Genomic DNA, 19915 nt, shown 5'->3' on the forward strand with positions numbered 1-19915 from the left:
CCATCAGGGATCTGATCAGGATCAACTCTCACTCAGATTCAATCACCTCCAAATCACAGTTTTACCCTTCTGCACCATCAGCGTGCGACAGTTACTCCAGCCCCTCACCCCATGAAACCGGGCAGCATAATGAAACGATTTCGGCTCAGCATGGTCATCCCTGCTGTTCTACTTTCTCTATTGATGAGCGGATGTGCTTCCACATCAGGCACCAAGGCCGTGGCCTGGAAAGCACCTGTTGCGCCGTGGAACTGGGGAAAGTCCGCTTCTTCCGAAGAGAAATCTGAGAAAGCAGAAAAAGAAACGACAGCCGAAGAAGAAACAGCCGTTGCCAAAATCAACGGTGTGGAAATCGATAAAGAAACCGAAGTGGTACTCGGCAAGGCAGTTGGGGAACTGTTAACTCAAACGGAAAAGAAGCCGACCAAAGTCACCACGCATAACGCGGAACTGCTGGCCTACATCCACGAAGAACTGAAAGACGCGACGCCAAAGGAACGATCTCAGTACCTGGCCAGTTTCAAAGGCGTCGATCCGGAAATGATCAAAAACATTCTGCGTACGCGTAGAATGGTCAATAGTATGCAGGCACAACAGCTGGCCGAACACAAAACGTCTCCGGCTGCTCCTGTAAATTTACCTGGCCTGGGACATACCCAGCCTGGTGGGTCTCCGACTCCCAACACAAGCTTGCCTCAGGTCGGAAATCAGCAGCCTGTCGTGCAACAGGCGAGTGCCCAGCAGATAGCTCCACCGGGGCAGATTACTCCCGGCAGCCAGCAGTCACGACAAATGAATAATCCGGTTCAGTTGGGAACCTTGGAACCGACAGGAAACAATCCGCAAACAGGACTCCCGACTGTCGTCCCCGGTCAGCCACAAGCTTATTCCACTTCAGAAACCATCAGCCAGGGTTTGAACCACATCCCATTGGTTGGCCCTCTGAAAACAAAATTATCTTCAGCGATCCATCAGGGCACGTCTGCAATTCAGAATGGTATCACTCGTACCAGCACTGCCTTCAGCGGTCAGCAGAATCCAGCCGCACAACAACTGCCGGTCACGTCCACGAATCCACAAATGGCACCGGTCACGAATCCACAATCAGCCGAGCTGGCCCCACAGATGGTCCCCCTGGCTGTTGCACAATCAGGTGCTTCGGCGCAAGATCAGTTACAGCAGTTGATCTCGGTTGCGGAATCAGAAATCGCTCAGCTTCAGCCGGGTTCGACTCCTGAAGAAAAACAGAACTACATTGAGCGACACGTTTACCTTCGCATGCTTTACCTGATGGCCGGACAGCACGAACGTGCCCTGGAAGCGATTCCGGGGATTGAACCAGCAGATCAGGAATTCTGGCAGCAGACCTTCTGGGCAGTCGCGAACTACTTTGATGAAGCGGCCATTCCAGATGCTGCAGACCGGGCCACTCAAACAGTGACTCAGCTGCGTCAGGCAACCGCCCGCCTGCAGGAAAAAGCAAACCTGAAACTCAAGAATGTAGCCTTCTGCCACAAGATCAGCAGTTTTGGTAGTTACGAACGCTTCGAGCGTGATGAATACACGCCTGGTCGCCCCGTACTGGTTTATTCCGAAATTGAAAACTTTACGAGCGAACTGACTGCCGACGGCATGTATCGTACTCTGTTAAAGTCCAAGATCCAGATCTTCAAAGCCGGTACCAACGGTGATCTCGTAGCAGAAATCCCCTTCGATACAACCGAGGATCTCTGCCGTAATGTACGTAAGGATTACTTCCACAGTTATAAATTTGAGATCCCCCGCAATATTTCGCTCGGGCCCCACATCATGAAACTGACAGTGGAAGATGAAATCAGCCAGAAGGTAGCCACTTACTCTCAAAACTTCACGGTGCGATAAGCTTCATATGTTATCTGGATCAGCATCTCACCATTACGCTCACGGCTTCGGGAATCCCCAAACTACATCACTGGCCGAGGCGGTTTTTCAACAAATCCCAGCGCGCGGGTTTCAATGGATTTTCCAGACACGGTCTGAAGAATCGAATAGCCTGCTGTTTGCGACTGACCAGGAAGTAGAAACACGCCGCAGCCTGAAAATGGCGAAAGTCGAGGCGGTACTCTTTGTGGCAGATGGTGCGCTCTCTACAAGAAAGATTGCCCAACTGGCGACCCTGGCCAATGCTAAGGAAGCCAAAGAGCTCATCGACCAGCTCAATAACGCGCTGGCGGCCAGTCAGTCCGCGTTTCATATCAAGCGGGTCGCCACCGGTTACCGCATGATGACGCACCCCCAGTTCTCGTTCTGGCTCAACAAACTTCATCAGCGACAGGCGGCTCTCAAACTCTCCCCACCCGCCATGGAAACACTGGCGATCGTCGTTTATCGCCAGCCCATTACCCGTGCGGATATTGAATCGGTTCGTGGCGTCCAGAGTGCCGAAATGTTGAAGCAGTTGATGGACCGCGGCCTGGTTCGTATCGGCGGTAAAGACGACTCACTCGGCCGTCCCTTCCTGTATGAAACCACGCGCAAGTTTCTGGAAATCTTCGGCTTGAAAAATCTGGAAGATCTCCCCATGGCCGACATGCTCCGTCCCACTCCTGAGGAGCCGGCGAAAGCCGTAACGGAAGAGACCGCGGAGGAAACTGAGGATACCAGTGAGTCCGAAGAAGTCGATGAACTCTCGACTGATGCCGAAGAGCAGACAGAAGAAATTTCCGACGTCGAAGAGTCTGATTCTTTCGAAGACTTTGAGGATGAAGATTCAGAGGACGAAAACCTCGACGCTGCCTGAACCAGACTTTTAACGTACCGATGTGGTCTGACGCTTATTCGCTTTCCGGGTCACCGGTTCCTGTGCTTCCCAGTTCTCTCCCACCGTCCAACGGTAGTTTAGAATGCGGCGGCCATTCACCTGCTCTGCCCGGATCCAGAGTTCTTTCCCTTTGAGCCGATCTGCATTCGGCAGGTAATACAGCTTCCGGTCCTGTCCGTTTTTGAGTTCGGTAATGAAACGCTGCATCCGCTTCATACTGGGAATGAACAGACTGCAGCGAAACTGTAGTGTTTCAAGAGGCGAGGTGTTATTCACGATGATCTGTTCGATCTCCAGAACATTCCCCTCGAGTTTTCGATCCGTGACCTTGATCACAATATCCCCCAGCCCGACATGATAAGGGCGATGCACGCGAATTGAATATTTTCGCTCGGCAAAAATATCAAAGTCAATCGACACATCCTTCTTCCCCAGGCTCGCATTCGTGGGGAGTGTCATGAACGTCTCCAGGCGGAAATCTTCTCCGGTGCCGGCGTTGAACGTCCACTCTCGCGGTTCGACTTCCCAGCCTTTGGGGACATTCAACACTGCCTTGCCCTGCACACTCTGGCTAAACGTATTTTTCCCCAGAACCGCATCTGCATGCCCGCCATATTCACTCTTAGACTTCCCTTTCTCAAATTGAGCTGCCAGCCTCCAGTAAGCGACCTGTTGATTGCATTTACGTAGAATAATTGGAGAGCGGGTTACCAGCAGCTTATGGCGGCGGGTCGTCTCATCCCGCTCCAGCGAAATCCGTTTTCCCCAGACATCGGTGGCATAGGTGTTCTCCCCCAGATAGATTTCCTCTTCCGTAGGCTCCTCATTCCAGACGACGGCAATCGCTTCCTGGTCGCGTGCGAATACGAAATTCGAACTCTTATTGGGCATATTGAAACTGCCGATATACTTCGCTCCCTGTAATGCCAGTGACACTGTTCTCCAGGGGAGAAATAACAGCGTGGGAGAACCATTCTGATTGAGCAGACCATGCTGCTCATCAAACACAGACGAAGCAAATATTGCATCCGCGCCCATGTATTTCGCAGTCACCATTCGTTTGACCAGATCAATGGCCCGTTCCTCAGGTTCGTAACCGGTTTTCGGCAGAGGCGTAAGTGTGACCCAGTGAGGCCCCATACCAGATCCCAGCTTCACCTTCTGTAGCTCTACTGCCAGTTCCGCCGCATTGAGACGCTCCTCATTATTGATCGCAACAAAGCTGTGTGTCATATGATTCTCAGGCAGCGGCGTTTTCCAGTCCCAGTGAATACCGACATGCGTATCCCGACCGATCAGATCCAGTTGCGATTTGACATTCTTCAACGTCTCGGTCAGATTTTGCATTCCGATAAAGCTTTTGTCTTCATCTCCCCCCAACTGCCAGTAATTGACTAGCGAAGTGTATCGCGCGAACACCTCTTCGAGCGAAGGGGACCAGAAACTGGCGGGCATCGTAAAAATTCCGCTGACCCCCTGCCAGTCTTTGGCGAACTGCGAGCGTAAATCACGGGGAGGATGATTTAACAAACCAATGGGAGTAATACCTTGGTTGGAACACTGGTCGAGCATCTCCGCGATCCGACTGGAATGGTGAATGTCAGTCGACGCCATAACATTCCAGAGCGGAAATTTGATCCAGTTGATTCCTGCTTGCGCTGCGATATCAGGCAGCTCAGAAACAGGCAACTGGTCATGTTCTTCAGAAATCGACCAGCCGAACTCTCCCTGGGGACGGGGATTCACCAGATCAATCACGGCAAAGGACGTTTTCTTTTCCAAAATCGCTTTTTCATCCCGAACCAGTTTGGAACGGACTTCATAAAAGCCATACTCCATCGGTTTCAGACGCCAGACCTCGGTATGATTATTCCCATCGAGTAACCTGCTGTTAGGTGATCCCTTGACATCATTGGGATCGGTGACCAGATCCAACGCTGAACTCGCAATTTTCCGGTTTGAGCTGTCAATCAGCTCCAGGTCGAGGCGATATTTGTTTTTGGGGTTCAAACCACTGATCCGGCTGCTCACCCGAATCTCTGCATCGTGATCGACAAAATGGCGATGGTAGTTATTCAGGATATCCAGCTGTGGCAGACTGCCGACCCATAAATCATCGAACCAGATGTCACCGGAAATATCTTTCAGGTTATTATGAGCGACATGACAGCCAATCACGATAAACCGCACATTGGGATCGGGAGTCAGTGGTCCCAGCGTGACTTCCACCCAATCCTGGTGGGTCCCTGTCACAGGTCGGCTCACAAAATGTTGAACCCGTTGTCGCTTATGATCCAGAAATGAGATCGAGACCATGGCTGCATCGTACTTGAGTCGCTGAGTTTTTATATACCCGCGAAAGACGTACGCATGATCCCCATCGATCTTCTGTGGCGGTGAATAAATCGTGGCGTGGCCACCGTTCACACCGATATGCAGACTCTGAGATCCCGTGCGTCCCTGATTTCGGTCAATGCTGACTTGCACATACTGGGGATATCCCGGCCCTTTACGCCGCGACCAGTCGTCCGGCAGGTCATCGAAATCCCGGTCCTGGTCCGTCTCAAATGAGTATGACAGTATAGGTAGCGTATCTTCCACGAGATTACCCTCTACGGGTAAACCGTTCAGCAACGCAAGGTAGCAGGTGAGAAGCGATGACAGTATCATGGAAATTCCCGGGTGAATTCGAGGCTCTCTCTCATAATCGACCATTTTTTGAGGGATTCTCTATCGGGAACCCGGCTGGGAATCCTGTTTTTTCAATCCGGTTCCCTGAACGCCGGGAGATCATTCTCTTTTCACATCCGGTTAGATAAACTTTGCCAGTCGCACGAATTGCTGCATTTATCCGACTCAGTTAAAATACCCGTTTCGCGTTTTGTTTTAAGGTAAAACATGTCTCGTCTGAAACTCGCCGTTGCCACCCGCTGCTTCGGCATGCCGATCAGGAACGCTATCAAAACAGCGGCCCGTATCGGAGCCCGCGGGATTCAACTCGATATACAACAGGAAATCACCCCTTCCTCTTTCGGGGCTTCCGGAGACCGCCAGTTTCGAAAACTGCTGGAAGAGTTCAATCTCAGTCTCGCCTCCTTCAGGTTGCCTGCCCGAGGTGCCCTGGTCGACCCGGAATTTCTGGACCAGAGAATGTCACAAATCCGGGCCGCCCTGGAATTCGCCTGGCGGTTGCAGGCACCATCCCTGATTATTCATCCGGGCCTGATCCAGACAGATGAGGGGGGAAACTTCGATATTATCTGTGAAGTGCTCAACGATCTCGTACGCTTCTCGGATCACATTGGTACCGAACTCTGTATCGCCTGCGGAAAGAATTCTCCCACCGTCATACGTGACCTGGTCTCTCGGGTGAACGCCGGCTTCCTGGGTATCGAGCTGGATACAGCAGACATGGTCCTCAACAACCGCAATCCGGAAACAACGATCCGTGAACTGCATCCCTGGATTCGCGCTTATCGCCTGCGCGATGCCGTTCGCGAAATGGATACCGACGGCCAGGAAGTTCCTCTGGGCAGGGGCATGGTCATGTGGAACCAGTTCCTGCCTCTGGTCTGGGAAACCGCCTACCAGGGCTGGCTGGCCGTAGATCGCACACAGGGTGACCAGCGGATAGAAGACTGTCGGCGGGGAATCGATTACCTCACGTCCATCCTTCCCTGATCGCCATTGAATTTTAACCCGATAAAGCATTCGTATGTCTCTTCTGGAACCTGAAATTCTGTCGGTGACCGAAACCACTCGACAGATTAAAAATCTGATTGAAGCCAACTTCCCGTATACCTGGGTGATTGGTGAAATTTCCAACTGCACGGTGGCTCGCTCCGGGCACATCTATTTGACCCTCAAAGACGACAACGCACAGCTGCGTGCAGTCATCTGGAAACGAACTGCGTCCCGACTGAAATTTCAGATTGAGGACGGCATGGAAGTAGTAGCCGCTGGTCCGATTGAACTTTATCAGGCACGCGGCACTTACCAGCTCAACATCGAACAGTTACTCCCCCAGGGAGTCGGCGCGCTGGAACTCGCGTTTCGCCAGATGCAGGAAAAACTGGCTGCTGAGGGTCTTTTCAATCCGGAACACAAACAGCCCATCCCTCGCTTCCCCCGGAAGATTGCACTGGTAACCAGTCCCACCAGCGCCGCAGTTCGCGATATGCTGCAGGTTATCACCCGCCGCTGGCAGGCCGCTGACATTATCATCGTCCCGGTGGCGGTGCAGGGAGACGGGGCTGCCGAACAGATCGCTGCCGGCATTGAAGTCGCTGCTCAACTTCCAGGGGTCGACACCATTATTACCGGACGCGGAGGGGGCAGCCTGGAAGATCTCTGGGCCTTCAACGAAGAGGTGGTCGCCCGCGCCATCTTCGACTGTCCGATTCCCATCATCAGTGCCGTTGGTCATGAAATTGACATCAGCATCGCCGACCTGGTGGCTGACCGCCGCGCCCTGACTCCCAGTGAAGCCGCCGAGCTGGCTGTTCCCCTGCAAGCCGATGTCCTGGCAACGCTCTCTCACTGGAGAGGTCAACTCGCGACAAACCTGAAGCAGCGAGCCCGACAGATTCGCCTGCAACTGGATTCCCTCGCGGGACGTCCCGCGTTGACCCGCCCCATGGATCTGATTCACAATCGGGCTTCCCAGCTGGATGAACTGGACCGGCGTCTGAAACGCAGTACCCGGGAACTGGTCAACCGACTGCAGTCGGAGACCCGACATCTGGCATCATCACTGGATGCACTCAGTCCCCTGAAAGTTCTGAGCCGCGGATATAGTATCACACGTCGCGCAGCAGAATCGAAAGAGTCGGCACCGGAAATCGTCAAATCTGTCGATCAACTGCAACCGGGCGACACGATCACCACAAAAGTTTCTGACGGTAGCATCACCAGCCAGGTTCAGGAGTTACACCCAGATCCGGAAGAAGCCTCCTGAGCTTTCCTGAATCCTGGGGAATATCGTTAACCATCATTTGCATAAAGATCTGATAACATGGCCAAGAAAAAAAGCACGAAAGAACAAACAGAAGAACCTGTGTTCGAAGAATCGCTGACCGAGCTGCAGGAAATCGTGAGCACACTTGAGTCAGGGACTGCCGGCCTGGAAGAATCGATGGAACAGTTTGAACGCGGCGTAAAACTGCTCCGCTCCTGTTACCAGCGACTCGAAACTGCTGAGCAGAAAATTGAAATCCTGACCCGTGTTGACGAAGACGGCAATCCGGTGCTGGAAGATTTTGACTCCACTGCATCGGTCGACACCAAGGGCCCTGCAAAAAAAACAGGCAAACGAAAGAGCAGTTCCAGTAAAGACGAAGACGATCAGGATCGGACCCTGTTTTAACCGGATATACAAAGAAGCCACGCATGTCGCAACTTTTAAGACAACTGGTGATTGATGTCGGCAACAGTCGCATCAAGTTTGTGCTGCTCAAGACGGAGCTACCGCTAGGCGTTTCTCAACAGCTACCGTTGGTCGAACATGCGCTTTCAATTCTGGTTGAGGATCCTCTCCCCTGGGATCAGATCGCTGACTGGCTCGAACCCACGAATACTCAATGCCTGAGTTCGGTCGCGGGTTCCAATCCGCATGGAATCAAACGGGTCCTCAATGACTGGCCCGAATCCATGCTCCCCGATCCGCTGGAGGTTCTGAATACAGACGACTTCCCTCTGGAGATCAGTGTCGATGAACCCCGCAAAGTGGGCATCGACCGATTGTTCAACGCCGTCGCCGCTAACCGTTTAAAATCGACATCTCAGGCCGCGATCATCGTCGATACCGGAACCGCCACCACGGTCGATGTTGTGAGCACCGAAGGTTGCTTTGCCGGGGGAGCGATTTTACCGGGCTTTGAACTTTCTGCGAAATCATTACACGACTATACCGCCCTGCTCCCTCTGATTCCGGTCGAGGATCTACGTCAGATTGAACCCGTGGTACTCGGCAAGAACACGACCGACGCTATTCGCAGTGGTCTGTTCTGGGGGCAACTTGGTGCAGTCCGCGAACTCATCACTCAGCACACAAAACAAATACTTACTGAATCCACATCGGGGGAAACTCCACTGGTGCTACTCACCGGAGGCGGCTCAGCCCTGCTCGCTCCGCACCTGGATGAATCGGTTCACTTTGAACCTCTCCTGTCCCTGCAGGGGCTGGCACTGGTCGCACAACAGATTCGCGGGATTCAATAAACCAGTATGACCACGCATCCCCCAAATCAGTTACAACAACCCTGCCAGGCCGCTCTCCTTACCCCCCGCGGAAGAGGAGCTGTCGCTACCATTCGTGTTCAAGGCGGAACCGCTGCCCTGAATGCACTGATGAATTCCTGTTTTCACGCCGTCAATCGGAAACCACTGATCGAACAGGCTGTGAACCAGATTGTCTATGGATACTGGGGAACCTCAAATACCGAAGACCTGGTTCTCTGTCGTATTGATTTTGAAACCGTCGACATTCACTGTCATGGAGGCATGGCGGCGGTGAATCGAATCCTGAATGATTTAGAGGCCCAAGGCTGTGACGTTCTTACCTGGCAGGCATTGGCCAGTCAGAATGCAACCGGTCTGGAACTTGAACTTCAGGAAGCACTGGCGGCGGCCACCACGTTTCGGACAGCAGAAATTCTCCTGCGTCAATCGCAAGGCTTACTACGATCCGCTTTCGCCGCACTTCTGCCCGGGGAACAGAGCTCATTCGATTCAGAACATCTGCAATCTCAGATTCAGGATCTGCTGCGCTGGAAAGATTTGGGACAACACCTGACCCGCCCCTGGAATGTCGTACTCGCCGGTCGACCGAATGTCGGAAAATCCAGTCTGATTAATGCGATCCTGGGCTATGAACGGTCCATTGTTTTTAACGAAGCGGGAACGACCCGTGATGTGCTGACAGCGACAACGGCGCTATCCGGTTGGCCGTTTCAGTTTTCTGACACCGCAGGAATTCGGGCAGAAGCGGAACAGTTGGAGGCTGCTGGAATTCAGCGTGCCGAGCAGATCCTGAACGCCGCGGATGCCCGCGTCATTCTGATCGATATCAGCCAACCTGCTCATCCAGATGATCACCGACTGCTCACTCAATGGCCCGAGTCACTGATCGTGGCTCATAAAGCCGACCTCCCCGAATGCTGGGGCGCGCCACTTCCCCCACAGGCGATTCGGATTTCTTCAGTCACAAAAGCGGGGCTCGATGAGTTTCTGCAGAAACTGGTGGAACAACTGATTCCCGAAGTCCCCGACCAGGAGACGGCTCTTCCGGTCACATCACGCCAGATCGAACTTTTGGAACAGGCTGTAGCAGCGCTGGATGCTGAAGACCAGCAGGCTTACACACGCTTAATCAAACAGTTGCTGACAGAGGCTTAATCCCTGTCAGCAACTTGAGCTGTATTACTTACTGCTGTGCTTTTAAAGTCTGTTTCCACTGATGCAGGGCCATCATCAGATTTCCCTGCGTCCATAACAGGGGCGTAATATCATTGGGAACGTATTTTCCTTTTTCCAGAAAATACGACTCAGGACAACGATATGGGCCAAAGGGACACTCAGATGTCGTCAATTGATTCAAAGCGCGATCCAGATGAAAACGCTGCTTTTCGAGATCAGCGTCCTGTCTTGATTCCAGAAATCGCTGGCCATAAATCACCGACATGATGGAATCGAAAATGCACCACTGGGCTTCCTGCCCCGGTTTCAGATATTGATCCCGGCTGGCCTGATCATCACTGAAATCGCTCGTGCGGTCATCCTCGCTGAAGACTTCTTTGTAATCAGCACACCAGTAAGAGTCTCCCAGATAGCGTCGGATTCCGTAATCCCCCATCAGGTGCGTTCTGACATCTTCCAGAATCGTGTCTGCCAGTTCTCCTTTGACCAGCCCCAGGGGAAAGATCAGGAACAGCAGTGCCCCGTCATACTTGCGGGCCAGCAGAGGATCGGACTGAATGCATTCGGCCGGCAGAATCTCTTCAAGTGTCGTCTGACCCTGTGCAATGAGTGAGTCCAGCATTTCGGGTGTTACCTGAGTCTGCTGATGCTGCAGGTCATCCCAGTTATCGCTGCAATTCAGATATTCCTTCAGAGCGATCAGCCCGCTGACCACAGTACCAATACTGGAGGCTTCGATCTTACGTGCTTCTTCCCAGTGGCCGCTGTCTGCATCTTCCCAGAAACGGATGGCTTCAAAATAGCGCACGAACGCCGCCAGCAGTTCGAGAGATTGAGCGGACGCCGTCAGGTGTCCCTGTTCCAGCATCAGGCAGTACAACCAGACAAAGTATCCCAGTGCATCATTTTGAGCATGAGCCCATTTTTCATCGATTTCACCCAGCGTGTTGCCATCAAAACGGATATGAGGCCGCTGCATCACTTCTTTAGGATTTGCTTCCCCCGAAATGATTTTATCGAAACGATCTCGATGCTTGAGAAAATACTCTGTCAGCGTGGCGACTGCTTTGCTTGCAGGTTCCGTTTTTCCCACGGCATTCAATGCGTGAGCGACATGGATATTATCCCGGACCCAGATGCTCTGATATCCCGTCGATTCATGGGCGATGGCTGCGGGAAACAAACCGTTCTCCAGAGCAGGGAACGAGAACGTCTGCTGAGACTCAAGAAATGAAAATAACTGATCCGTCTCTTCAATGGTCTGTAATGATTCTTTCAGGGCAAGAAAACTGTTGTCATCCATGATGATTCACCTGACTTCTAAAAACGAGTTGAGCGGACTGTTCCTCTGAATCCGTTCACCTGGGATTATAACGGCGCCGCGCTGCGCGCCTCGAATTGTGAAACAATCGCCGCCAAATTGCAACGGCAGGACTCCAGGGAAACCCCTGATTCTCTGTTTCCCAAAAACAACATGGTTGATTTCTGGCAACATTGCCTTGAAGCCGTATTCAAGCAAGCATTTCTAATGACTGGAATTCCTGCCGCCAGAATCATTCTAACCGATAAGATCCTGCGCTCAGTCACCTGAAGTAATGAACCGGGGTTTGCATCTGAGGCTTCTGCCTCAGGGGTACAATATTTGCAATTCTCATGAAATAACTGCAGTTTTTTTCTTCATCAACTTCGATCGAGTGGTAGAACTCCATGACCAGTGTCTTTCGATCTCGTCCAATCAGTATCTGTCTTTTGCTGCTCCTCTTTTCCGGGCTGGCTGTCGCACGCTGTAACCGGCAATATTTTTTCAGCCCGGACAGTGCCCGTTACGTGATCATGGCCCGTTCCCTCGTTAATGGCGACGGTTACCGGGAGATTGATACTCCGGGAGCCCCTCTCTATGCGCACCGCCCCCCGGGTATGTCGGTCCTGCTCATGCCTGCGGCCTGGATCGCGCCTTACGATGCCATTGCCGCCAAAGCCACCGTTCTGCTCACCGCTCTGCTCCTGCTGGCTTTATTGTACTATTACATCGTGTGCCTCAGTCAGTCGGAAGAACCAGAAGACCTGACTGATCAGCAACTTAATTACGGCGCCCTGCTGATCACATTTCTGTTTGCCGTCAATCCATTCACGCTCTTCTACTCGACGCTCATCATGAGTGAAATCCCCTTCACAGCCTGCACTCTGGGGATTCTCTATCTGATTGCCGTCAGACCAGAACAGCCGCGCAAACGGGATCTGTTTCTAATCACTGCATTACTGGTCTTCCTCCCCTTTCTCCGCACGATCGGGATCGCCATGGTACTGGCTGTCGCCTGCTGGGCAGTGGTCCGAAAATCGCGTTGGCCCTGGCTGGTGGGAGTGGCCTGCTCAATAGCTGCCTCCGGGCTGTGGATGCTGCGCAATGCGGCACTGGGGAAAAGTGGTTACGCCAGTATCGCCGTCAACGAAATCAGATCGCAGGGAGTCATCGGCACAGCGTTTCGCATGTGGGAACGCATGAGTGCTCACTTTGAGAATTTTGGACAACAACTGTTTCCCAATATGCCTGGCATGCGACCAATCTACAGTGGCATGGTTCTTGATGAAATCATCACCTTGCCGGGACCAAGCTGGCTGTACAATCTGATGACGGCAGGAGTCATCTCTCTCGCCTGCTATGGGATGCTCTATCGCCGAAATCGTGGCGGAACTGTTGCCCTGGGTTATCTGGTGTTCAGCGTGGGCATCCTCTCCCTCTGGCCCTGGATGCAGGAACGCTTTATGCTGCCTCTGGTACCTGTCGTTCTTGCATTTGTTCCTTCAGGCTGGGCTGCCCTGAAACGGCACATTCAGGTTGCCCGTCCTGTCACCGGTAAAATATTTGCAGGTGGGTCTGCTTTTGTTTTATTTCTCTTTGTCGGTTGTCTCTGCTGGACTGATACGCAACTGGTCCACGCCAATCTGAAGATGGTCTGGCAACCAGATCGGTTATATGACGAAGAACTGCCCTCCAACGGATTCAGTAACTGGACGAAAGCGGGAGCCTGGCTCAAGCAGAACTCGGAACCCCCAGACCGGATCATCACTCGTCAGGCAGCCATTGCTACAACGGCTCATCGTTTTGAAATGCTGGCTTTTTTTGAACTCGTCAGTCCTGCCAAGCTGCATGAAAGTATTCAGAAGTTCTCTGCACGCTATCTGACATCGTACGACAAAGAGATCGTTTCCGCCTTCCCGTGGTACCTGCTCGACCAGGATCTGGTCTACTGTTTCAACCCTGTCTACGACGAGCAAGGTGTCTTGATTCTCAAAGTCGAGCCCAATCGGAGTGGTACCATTCGCCAGAAATACTGGCGAGCCGGTGAATCTCTGGAGATCGCTCGACAAGCCTATGAACAGTTCCCTCACCGCTCGACCTTTCAGACAGCTCTGGCACAAGAGATGTTCAAAAATGAAGACTATGAAGAATTGATCGGATTCATCAAACAGCTTCAAGTGCAGCAGGTTAAAGATGTGAAACTCACCTCTCTGCTGGGCTGGTGCTATTTTAAGACAGAACAATATCCGAAGGCGATTCAGGAATTCCAGTTTGCCCTGGGCATGCCCGGTCAGAAAATGATGCGTGGTGACCTGATCCGGGGAATTGAGCTGTCACATAAATATATCGCTAATCAGCAAGACCTCTCACCGGAAGAAGCAAATCGTAAAGCAGCGAAGAAATCGCTGCAACTCGCGCGAACCTGGTGGGAATACTCGCAGATCGATAAAGCGGAAACGGAGTTGAACAAGGCCTTGCAGCGGGAATCTCTTGATTCAGAAACCCAGTCAAAAATGCAGACCCTGCTGGCGAAAGTCTACCTGGCTCAGGGACGGGAGACTGAAGCAACCGAGCAGTTAGAGCTCGCTCTGAAAACAGCCCCAACAACGGAGAAAAATGAAGCACAAACGCTGCTGGGAATGATTCAGCGCGAGGCCCGCGTCGAAAAATTCTTAAATAATCCGAGAAAATATTCTGTTGATAAAACGGGACACAATGACATTCCGCTTAAGGAAGAGATCCTGCAACTCGCTCAGGAATATGAAGACTTTGGCGTACCCGGAAAATCACTGGCCTTAATGGAACGCGTGAATACTGTGTTTCCCAAGCAGTTAGAAATTCTCACGTTACTTCTTAAGTATCAGTTGCTCTTTACCCTCACAGCGGAGGCGGAAGAGACCTATGCTCAGCTCAATGTCCTCGCCCCCCAAGAGCACGGACTGTTAGAAGCAGCAAAAAAAATCGAAGCACTGAAGCTGGTTCCCCGTTTCTGAAAAGCAACCATCAACCGCCCTGCATGTGTCCACCGGGTTTCATTCCGGCATGCGCCGCTGCAGAGGGTAGACTATTCATATCTCAATTCGTTGCGGGCCAGGAACGGGGGAACCTCTTATGGAACTCTGGATTGATGGCTGGCTGGATTATCTACTTGACGCCTGGCGGACTGCAACCACCGCCGAGTACCTGAAACTGATGGTCGGCGTTATTCTCATCGGAGGCTTTTTCAGCATTCGCAGCAGCAAAGTGAGATGACTAACTCTCCTGAGTGACTTCTACACGCCACTGCTCGCCGGCATACGCGACGACATCTCCCGGTGCAAGCTGTTTACGACGCCGTGTTTCTACAACGCCGTTCACAGTCACTTCACCTGCCTGGATGACAACCTTGGCATGTCCACCGGTGCCGACAGCGCCTTGCTGTTTCAGAAACTGATCCAGTCGGATCGGGGGACGTTCCTCATGTGACATTACTTATCTCCCGTCTTGACTGCACGCTTTTTCTTCTTTTTGGGCTGCCAGCGCTGCTGTAGTTCCTTAAGCTCCTCGGCTGTCGGTGCCTTGAAAGTCGGATCCTGTGGATGGGTGGAAGAAAGTGCGTCGGTATCTCCCACCTCCTTCTGCCAGGTTTTCAAAGCCGTCAGTAAATGGTCTGCCTGCTGCTGGTAATCGGGATTACCGAACAGGTTGCGGGTCTCTGCCGGATCGTCCTGCAAATCGAAGAGCTGTGTTTTGTTAATCTGCGGATAAGTAATCAGCTTCCAGCGACCATCGCGGGCCGAGCGCTGCACGTCTTTGTAAGCGGTGCATAACGTTTCTCGAGTCTGCTTCTGCTCACCTGTGATCACAGGCCACATACTTTGGGAATCCAGTCCCTGTGGTACCTGTGTCCCGACCATTTCACAGACCGTCGGGAAAATGTCATATAAGTAGACCAGCGCGTCGCTCTGTCCCTGCGGGATGCCGGGGCCACTGAAAATCAGGGGAGATTTCATACTGTGTTCGTACAGACTCTGTTTCCCCATCAGGCCATGACTGCCTACCGCCAGACCATGATCGGACGAGAAGATAATGATGGTGTTGTCATACGCTCCGCTCTCTTTGAGTGCAGTCAACAGTCGGCCGATGTGTCCATCCAGTCCGGTAATGTCTGCGTAGTAATCGTGGAGGTGTTTTCGGATTTCTGATTTAGTGCGGGGAAAGCCAGCCAGCAGTTCATCCCGGACCACTTGCTCTCCATTATTGAAGGGATGCAGGGGGAGATAGTTTGCCGGCAGAGGCATAGATTCGCGCTGATAGAGGTCCATGTACTCCTGGTCTGCCACTCGCGGATCATGCGGACAGGCGAATGCCAGGTACATGAAGAACGGCTGATCTTCTTTCCGTGTCTTCAGAAACTGGATCGCACCGTTCACGATCTCCTGACCTGGCTGTCCCAGCAGACGGGCCTGTTGATCATTCACATATTTGGTCGTATCGAATTTTTTGTGAATCAATGCCGCAGTATTGCCCTGTTTACCGTGATGGTAGGTGTAATACCCGGCTCCTTTCATGGAATCAGGGAAATTCGGTTTGTCAGCCGAGGCGTAACGGCCGGTCCAGCGAAAGTAAGTACGGCCACTGAGCAGCATATTCCGACTGCAGACACAAACTGCCCCTGAGTTGCTTCCCAGACAGTAGGCGTTGTTGAAGACAAACCCGCTGCGCACCAGCTGGTCGAGATGGGGAGTCTTGATCAGAGGGTTACCTAGTGCATGTATCGTGTCCGCCCGTTGATCGTCTGTAAACAGGAACAGAATGTTGGGTTTTTCTTTCGTGGCTGCATTAAGACTGCTGCCGAACAGAGGTGAAAAACAGGCCATCAACAGCAAAGCGAAAGAAACTCGACAGCGAAAACTCATGATTGCCTCCAAGATTGAGCGCCGATCTGGTATTCTGGCGGGAGCATGAAACACTGAAAATCAGTAATTCGAACGTCAATATATAGCAAGGACTAACCAAATGCCAGAAGCAGCCCCCGCGGCCACATATGATCCCGTTAAAATGATCAAACCCCGTCGAAAACTGACCGGGATTTCCGCTGTCCTGCTCCCCTATCTGGAGTCGGGTGAAATTGACCGTGAGTCGCTGAGCGCTCATGTCGCCCGTACGGCTGATCTGGGAATCACCCCCGCCGTGAATATGGACACCGGATATGTGAATCTCATCGATGAACCAACCTTCATCGAAGTTCTGAAAATCACCCGTGAGACACTCAACGGGGGCGCTTTCGTCGCGGGTGCATTTGTCGGCGATCAGACCGGGGCGGCCTTCGATGCTGATGGCTACCAGCACAAGATTGACCTGATCCAGGAGCAGGGCGGCACGCCGGTCATTTTCCAGTCCTTTGGTCTGGTGGAACAGACTCCGGAACAGATTATCGAATCTTACCGAACAATTGCCGCCAACACAGACCGCTTCATCGGGTTTGAACTGACCCGTGACCTGGCTCCCTTCGGTTCGGTCTACGATCTCGATACGTATGCCGCCCTGATGGAGATCCCGCAGTGTATCGGTGCCAAACACTCATCCTTCCATCGCGAACCGGAGTGGGAGCGGCTGCAGCTCCGCGATCAGAAACGTCCCGATTTCAAAGTATTCACGGGAAATGATTTTGGGATCGATATGGTCCAGTACGGCAGCGATTACCTGCTCGGGCTGAGCACCTTCGCCCCCGACCTGTTCGCGAAACGGGATGCATACTGGGAAGCAGGCGATCCGGCGTTTTATGAATTGAACGACCAACTGCAGTACCTGGGTTATTTCACCTTCCGTAGCCCTTCACCGGCCTACAAACATTCGGCGGCCCAGTTTCTGCACCTGCGGGGTTGGGTGAAGACGAATCAGACACATCCGAACAGTCCGACGCGTCCCGACAGCGATATTGAGATTCTGCGCGAACTGGGACAGCGACTCAATGTCATCGACTAAGCAAAAACTCCCCATGACCAGGTTTGATCATGGGGAGTTTATTGTTGTATTCAGTCTGTCTTATCGAATCACGAATCAGCCAGGGGCTCTTTCTTTTCGGTGATGACGGGCAGTTCCTGAGATTTTTCGGCATTGATCTGGATGTAATCCTGCCACTGCTCAGGAATGTTGTCCTCGTGAAAAATCGCTTCTACCGGACATTCTGGCACGCAAGCTTCACAGTCGATGCACTCATCAGGATTGATGTAGACCATGGATTCCCCTTCGTAGAAACATTCTACGGGGCAAACCACAACACAGTCTGTGTATTTGCAGTTGAAGCAAGCCTCTGTAACCACGTGTGCCATGAGTTTTCCTTTCTGGACGTTGCACTTCTAAATGTGATTAATCTACTCGAAGCGTTTAATGGTATTATAGACTTCGAAAATCAAAAAACTACCAGTCGCGCTCGATCAGACCTCGCTGTGGATGAGTCTGAATGGCAGTCATTTGTGATAAAACTCAAGTTGATCAACCCGCCTCCGAAAGAAACGGACAGTTCATCCTAGAACGCTGAAAATCAGGTGTCAAGACTACATATTCCCGGCCCGGCTCAGCCCCTGTTTCTTCTATCGGCAATCTTCCTGATAATCATGCGTTGTTTGCCAAAGGTAGGGCGACAAAGAAGACCTGATGATCTGCTTAGCACTCTTTCTTCAGAGACCAGCCTGAGTCCTGTGTTTTTTCGGATTGACACATATTGACAGAATCTGGTTCTCGACATAATCTACGCACGAAATTTCGATTCGCCCTTGAGTAATCCAAGATGGAGACCGCTCAGTTTGATCGAAATCTCTGCGACTTACTCGAAATTAAGCCGCATCAAATCTCTCAAAACATCCAAACTTACCTGTTTTTGAGCACGGAACTCCCCGGTTTTCCATAGCGAATGGAGTCGCTGAATGACAAACAACACCCCCACACCTGTCCCCTTTATCAATCTCGTCGACCAGTATCAGAGAATCAAGACTGAGGTTCAGGATGCCGTCCTGAATGTGTTTGAAAATCAGTCTTTCGTTCTCGGCGATGAAGTCGCTGAATTTGAGTGTGATATTGCCGAATATTGCGACTCCCGGAATGCCATCGGAGTTGCTTCAGGCACCGATGCCCTCCTGCTGGCCCTGATGGCCCTGGAAATTGGCCCCGGCGATGAAGTCATTACCAGCCCGTTTACCTTCTTTGCAACAGGCAGCTCGATTGCCCGCGTGGGTGCGACTCCGGTATTTGCCGATATCGACCCCGTAAGCTTCAATCTCTGCCCTGAGTCCATCGAAGAAAAGATTACCGAACGCACCAAAGCCATTATGCCTGTCCATATTTTTGGACAATGTGCCGACATGGAACCCATCTGGCGTAATGCCGTCCGGAATGGGATTCCCGTCATCGAAGACGCAGCCCAGGCAATTGGAGCCGAATACCGGGGCCGGCGTGCTGGTGTCCTGGGAACCGTAGGCTGTTTCAGCTTCTTCCCAACCAAAAATCTCGGGGGAGCCGGAGATGGTGGACTGGTTACCACTGATGACCCGGATCTCGCTACCCGAATTCGTCGCCTGCGGGTTCACGGAGACCTGGGCGGTTATCAGCATGCTGAAGTCGGCATCAATAGTCGTCTGGATGCCCTGCAGGCAGCAGTTCTGCGGGTCAAACTGAAACACCTGGATCAGTGGACCAGCGAACGACAGGAAAATGCTCGTCGGTACAATTCCCTGCTGCGTCACTACCAGCTGCTGGATTGCATCGAACCTCCTGCCGTGCTGCCGGACCGCCGTCACGTTTACAATCAGTACAGTCTCCGTGTCAAAGGCGGACAGCGGGACAAGGTGCTGAACGACTTACGTGAAAAGCAGATTGGCTGTGCGATTTACTATCCACGTCCCCTGCATCTGCAACAGTGCTTCCAGTATCTGGGATACCAGGAAGGGGACCTGCCCGTCACTGAACTAATCACCAGTGAATGCCTGGCTCTGCCTATTTTCTCTGAATTAACAGCGACTCAACAGGAAACTGTGATTCGCGGAATTGCGGAAAGCCTGGGTCGGCTGTCTTCTCCTCACTTCCCGACCCTCTATTCAGAGACATCACAGGTCAGAAAGGTTGCCTGATCAGCAACCCGAACAATCTGAAATTTCAAAATCCCCTGATTGCACCGGCAGTCAGGGGATTTTTTTGCACGGTAGAGGCTCCTGAAACAGCCACGCACCAAAGTCATCCCAGTTTACTCAACCGGACCTGACGGCATTTTGCAGGGGCGAAAAACCTACAAAAAATCAGGACGCGCCCACACGACTGACTTTCGTAGGGTAAGCTTAGAGTGATGAAATTAATTTCCTGCATCGATGTGCAAAGCATCCAAAAACCAATCCCGATTCCTGCCAAAATAATGACGTTGATCG

Annotated in this window: 16 protein-coding genes; 11 read left to right on the forward strand and 5 right to left on the reverse strand. The window is 52.2% G+C overall.

What is annotated here, in order from left to right; genetic code table 11:
- Positions 1-129: 129 nt before the first annotated feature.
- Together FYZ48_RS12845 and scpB are read left to right on the forward strand one after the other, a co-directional pair.
- The gene (locus FYZ48_RS12845; RefSeq protein WP_149340954.1) at positions 130-1881 is read left to right on the forward strand and encodes a hypothetical protein; all 1752 of its coding nucleotides are present in this window, start codon (positions 130-132) and stop codon (positions 1879-1881) included.
- Between the two features lie 7 nt (positions 1882-1888).
- Positions 1889-2779 (forward strand): SMC-Scp complex subunit ScpB, encoded by an 891-nt coding sequence (gene scpB, locus FYZ48_RS12850; RefSeq protein WP_149340956.1) that lies wholly within the window; start codon positions 1889-1891, stop codon positions 2777-2779.
- Between the two features lie 9 nt (positions 2780-2788).
- Here the strand turns inward: scpB and FYZ48_RS12855 are convergent, their stop codons facing one another.
- Positions 2789-5470 carry a hypothetical protein gene (locus FYZ48_RS12855; RefSeq protein ID WP_149340958.1) on the reverse strand — a complete coding sequence of 894 codons (2682 nt, stop codon included), beginning with the start codon at positions 5468-5470 and terminating at the stop codon, positions 2789-2791.
- Positions 5471-5698: 228 nt separating this feature from the next.
- On the opposite strand from FYZ48_RS12855, the gene FYZ48_RS12860 reads away from it, so the two are divergent.
- The 5 genes from FYZ48_RS12860 (at position 5699) to FYZ48_RS12880 (ending at position 10195) form a co-directional block, all read left to right on the forward strand.
- A complete protein-coding gene (locus FYZ48_RS12860) occupies positions 5699-6481 on the forward strand; it encodes a sugar phosphate isomerase/epimerase family protein (protein WP_149340960.1) in 783 nt (260 codons plus the stop codon).
- Positions 6482-6515: 34 nt separating this feature from the next.
- The gene (xseA, locus tag FYZ48_RS12865; RefSeq protein WP_149340963.1) at positions 6516-7757 is read left to right on the forward strand and encodes an exodeoxyribonuclease VII large subunit; all 1242 of its coding nucleotides are present in this window, start codon (positions 6516-6518) and stop codon (positions 7755-7757) included.
- A gap of 57 nt (positions 7758-7814) precedes the next feature.
- Complete coding sequence (locus FYZ48_RS12870) at positions 7815-8165, forward strand: exodeoxyribonuclease VII small subunit (protein ID WP_149340965.1); 351 nt, start codon at positions 7815-7817, stop codon at positions 8163-8165.
- Positions 8166-8188: 23 nt separating this feature from the next.
- Positions 8189-9019, forward strand: coding sequence for a type III pantothenate kinase (locus FYZ48_RS12875; RefSeq protein ID WP_149340967.1), 831 nt, complete (start codon positions 8189-8191; stop codon positions 9017-9019).
- Positions 9020-9148: 129 nt separating this feature from the next.
- Entirely contained in the window at positions 9149-10195 is a 1047-nt protein-coding gene (locus FYZ48_RS12880; RefSeq protein ID WP_187782004.1) for a GTPase, read from the forward strand.
- 28 nt (positions 10196-10223) lie between these two features.
- On the opposite strand, the gene FYZ48_RS12885 is transcribed toward FYZ48_RS12880, so the two are convergent.
- Positions 10224-11519 (reverse strand): glycoside hydrolase family 15 protein, encoded by a 1296-nt coding sequence (locus tag FYZ48_RS12885; RefSeq protein ID WP_149340971.1) that lies wholly within the window; start codon positions 11517-11519, stop codon positions 10224-10226.
- 404 nt (positions 11520-11923) lie between these two features.
- On the opposite strand from FYZ48_RS12885, the gene FYZ48_RS12890 reads away from it, so the two are divergent.
- Positions 11924-14509, forward strand: a complete 2586-nt coding sequence (locus FYZ48_RS12890; protein ID WP_149340973.1) for a hypothetical protein — start codon at positions 11924-11926, stop codon at positions 14507-14509.
- Between the two features lie 118 nt (positions 14510-14627).
- Positions 14628-14768, forward strand: coding sequence for a hypothetical protein (locus FYZ48_RS29260; protein WP_187782005.1), 141 nt, complete (start codon positions 14628-14630; stop codon positions 14766-14768).
- On the opposite strand, the gene FYZ48_RS12895 is transcribed toward FYZ48_RS29260, so the two are convergent.
- Positions 14769-14984 carry an RNA-binding S4 domain-containing protein gene (locus tag FYZ48_RS12895; RefSeq protein ID WP_145438528.1) on the reverse strand — a complete coding sequence of 72 codons (216 nt, stop codon included), beginning with the start codon at positions 14982-14984 and terminating at the stop codon, positions 14769-14771. It lies immediately after the preceding gene.
- Positions 14984-16414: a sulfatase-like hydrolase/transferase gene (locus FYZ48_RS12900; protein WP_149340976.1), complete on the reverse strand. Its 1431-nt coding sequence runs from the start codon at positions 16412-16414 to the stop codon at positions 14984-14986. Before FYZ48_RS12900 ends, FYZ48_RS12895 begins: the two co-directional genes overlap by 1 nt.
- Before the next feature lie 100 nt (positions 16415-16514).
- Between FYZ48_RS12900 and FYZ48_RS12905 the strand changes: the two genes are divergently transcribed.
- On the forward strand, positions 16515-17483 hold the full coding sequence (locus tag FYZ48_RS12905; protein ID WP_149340978.1) for a dihydrodipicolinate synthase family protein: 969 nt from the start codon (positions 16515-16517) through the stop codon (positions 17481-17483).
- Between the two features lie 68 nt (positions 17484-17551).
- Here FYZ48_RS12905 and FYZ48_RS12910 read toward each other — a convergent pair whose 3' ends face one another.
- Positions 17552-17830 carry a ferredoxin family protein gene (locus tag FYZ48_RS12910; RefSeq protein ID WP_145036143.1) on the reverse strand — a complete coding sequence of 93 codons (279 nt, stop codon included), beginning with the start codon at positions 17828-17830 and terminating at the stop codon, positions 17552-17554.
- Positions 17831-18424: 594 nt separating this feature from the next.
- On the opposite strand from FYZ48_RS12910, the gene FYZ48_RS12915 reads away from it, so the two are divergent.
- A complete protein-coding gene (locus tag FYZ48_RS12915) occupies positions 18425-19624 on the forward strand; it encodes a DegT/DnrJ/EryC1/StrS family aminotransferase (RefSeq protein ID WP_145180421.1) in 1200 nt (399 codons plus the stop codon).
- The last annotated feature ends 291 nt before the right edge of the window (positions 19625-19915 follow it).

Origin of the sequence: Gimesia chilikensis (assembly GCF_008329715.1) — a bacterium.
Taxonomy (GTDB): domain Bacteria; phylum Planctomycetota; class Planctomycetia; order Planctomycetales; family Planctomycetaceae; genus Gimesia; species Gimesia chilikensis.